This is a genomic window from Microvirga vignae, from assembly GCF_001017175.1.
Taxonomy (GTDB): domain Bacteria; phylum Pseudomonadota; class Alphaproteobacteria; order Rhizobiales; family Beijerinckiaceae; genus Microvirga; species Microvirga vignae.
On the sequence record NZ_LCYG01000160.1, the window covers coordinates 1 to 2,630 of the forward strand.

2 protein-coding genes and 1 pseudogene are annotated in these 2,630 nt (G+C 63.0%); 2 read left to right on the forward strand and 1 reads right to left on the reverse strand.

The genetic code is table 11. The features are described from left to right. Positions 1–369 (reverse strand): hypothetical protein (locus AA309_RS36175; RefSeq protein ID WP_210166529.1); only part of this gene is annotated, 369 nt, incomplete at its 3' end. Between the two features lie 41 nt (positions 370–410). Here AA309_RS36175 and copM point away from each other — a divergent pair. Both copM and AA309_RS31485 read left to right on the forward strand, forming a co-directional pair. Then, a pseudogene (gene copM / locus AA309_RS31480) lies at positions 411–792 on the forward strand (CopM family metallochaperone). Between the two features lie 302 nt (positions 793–1,094). After that, a complete protein-coding gene (locus AA309_RS31485) occupies positions 1,095–2,396 on the forward strand; it encodes a porin (protein WP_052955159.1) in 1,302 nt (433 codons plus the stop codon). Positions 2,397–2,630: the final 234 nt, after the last annotated feature.

Here is a 2,630-nt window from a genome sequence, read left to right on the forward strand (position 1 = left end):
GAGATCTGTCAGAGCACGCCAGAGGCCGGCGAGCGTGCGGAAAAGTGGATCTTGGTTTTTCGCTGATCCGGACCTTCGGCTCGCGCCCTCGGTTGCGCCAGCCACGAGCAGGAGCATCGGACCCATAGGTGGGTCCGATGCTCTCGCGCCCGCGTCCGACGCGGCATCGATCACCATCATGGAGATCGTGGACAACGCATCGTGCCGGTAATCCCCGGCGCGACGGATGCAGGCCCAACCAGTCTGCTCTGCTGGGGCAGCCTTGCCTTCCCGCTGGTCGCTGCAGGCGCATTCGCCTTCCTGGTGAACCGTTGGCTGATCGCTCGAGGACGAGGGCATGCTGCGGTTCAAGCCCATCATGGTCATCACTGACCCGTTCCATTTCTCACCCAACTACTAGGAGCTCTTTCATGGATATCCGCTCCCTGGCACTTGCCCCCACGATGGCGGCCTTCTCGCCGGCGGCCCTCGCGCAAGGCGCTCACCACGGCGGTCACACCGGCCACTCCACGCCCGCGCCGGCTGCCCGTTCGGCCGAAACGACGGCCACGAAAGCCTATCGCGAGGCCAACGCCAAGATGCATCGGGACATGGATTCGAGTACTCGGACAACGCGGACGTGGATTTCGTACGCGGCATGATCCCCATCATCAGGGTGCTATCGACATGGCGAAGGTTGTTCTTCAGCACGGCAAGGATGAGCAGACCCGCAAATTGGCCATGGATGTCATCCGCGAGCAGGAGCGCGAGATCGCCGAGATGCGTGCCTGGTTCGAAAAGCGCGGTCACTGAGAGCCACGGCATCGACGCGACCTCTTCCTGGTCAGCGTCACAATCAGACAGCTGACGGAGATTGCAGGCCTGATCGACGGCGGCGAACTGAGGACACGAGTGGGCACAGTCATCTCCCTTGCGGAGGCACGCGAGGCTCATTTCATGCTGGAAGGCATTCGCCCTGCGCGATGGTCCAGATGCAATCGTCTCGTTTCTGGTGGCAGCCTGACCAGATATTGCCATCCAGGACGGGCAAGGCAATCATGGCCCCTGCCAACTCATCGCCTGGCAGCGGGGACAAGAAACAAGGGGGGACTACGATGGGTGTGTTCCGGGTGATTCTCACCCGATCAACGGCTTGTGCCGCGATCATCGGCGGGTGCCTTCTCCCGGCAGGCTCCCAGGCGGCCGATCTGCCGCCCAGGAGCACGGCTCCCGTCGAGGCTGTGCGCATCTGCTCCGTCCATGGCGCCGGTTTCTTCACCATTCCCGGGACCGACATCTGCCTGCGGATCGGCGGTCGGGCTCGGGGAGAAATCCGGTATCTGGAACCTGGCGCCCGCGCCGATGACGCCATTGGCTTCCGGGCCCGCAGCCGCATCGCCCTCGACGCCCGCACCCAGACATCTTACGGCTTGCTGCGCGCGAAGATACAGTACGAGATCACCCGCAACACGGGCAATTACGGGTCCGACACGTCACGTCTTGACGAGGCTTACGTCCAGTTCGGCGGCCTGACTGCGGGCCGCCTGGAATCATTCTTCGACTTCTACACCAATGACTACAACTTCGCGGATCTCATCGTCTCCGAAGTCAAAAACAATGTTTTCGCCTATACAGCCAAGCTCGGGTCCGATCTGTCTGCGACGATTGCGCTGGAGGACGCCATCGAACGGCGGCTGTTCGCCGCTCCGAACGGACCAGCCTTTCCCGGCGAGGAGTTCATCCCGGCCGGCGCGCGCGTTCCGGATCTCGTCGGGCAGTTGCTCTGGGAGCCGGACTGGGGCAAAGCCCAGCTCTCGGCGGCGCTACACCAGATCCGCAGCGCCAATCTTGTTCCCGAAACGGATCCGGCTCTGTTCGTCGACACCGAGTACGGCTTTGCCGTGCAGGCCGGGCTTCAGATCGAACTCCCCATGCTGGCCGAAGGTGACGAACTCTGGCTCCAGGCAGCCTATGCGGAAGGCGCCCTGAGCTACCTCGGCATCGGCGACACCTCGATCAAAAATATGACCCTCGCTCAGACTGATGCTTATGTGGATGCCACGGGCGCGGTGGGCCGCTCTCGGGGCTGGGCCGCGACGGCTGTGTTCATGCACTTCTGGACCCCGCAGATTCGACATGTGATGTTCGGCTCCTATGGCGTGGTTGAATACCCGGCGAACAGTGTCGTGACCACACCAGCAGGCGGCACCCTCGGGTTCCCAGACACGACGGAGTGGCGGATCGGCAGCAATCTCGGCTGGCTCCCGGTGAGCGGCCTCTATCTTGGCGTCGAGACGCTCTATCGCCAGGTCGACCCGCGCGGCCGGGTGTACGTGGACAACGATCCAGCATCAGGCCGCCTCATCAACTCGGAGGAGGCCCTTGAAGCCCGCCTGCGGGTCCAGCGGGATTTTTAAGAAGCAAAACACGCCCTGAGGCGGCGGCTCATCATCGGCAGCAGGGGCGTAAAGCTGGCTGCGAGCGAAAGGCTTCGGCGGCGTAGGCGAAGGAGGGTATGGACACAACACTATGCGGCGACACTCCCGTCCGCGAAGACCACACTGCTCTTGGTACACGACAGCCTCTGCGGATCCGTCGCAAACTCCTTGTTGTAGAGCTTCATCTGCTGCTCTCCCGGTTCACGGACGGAG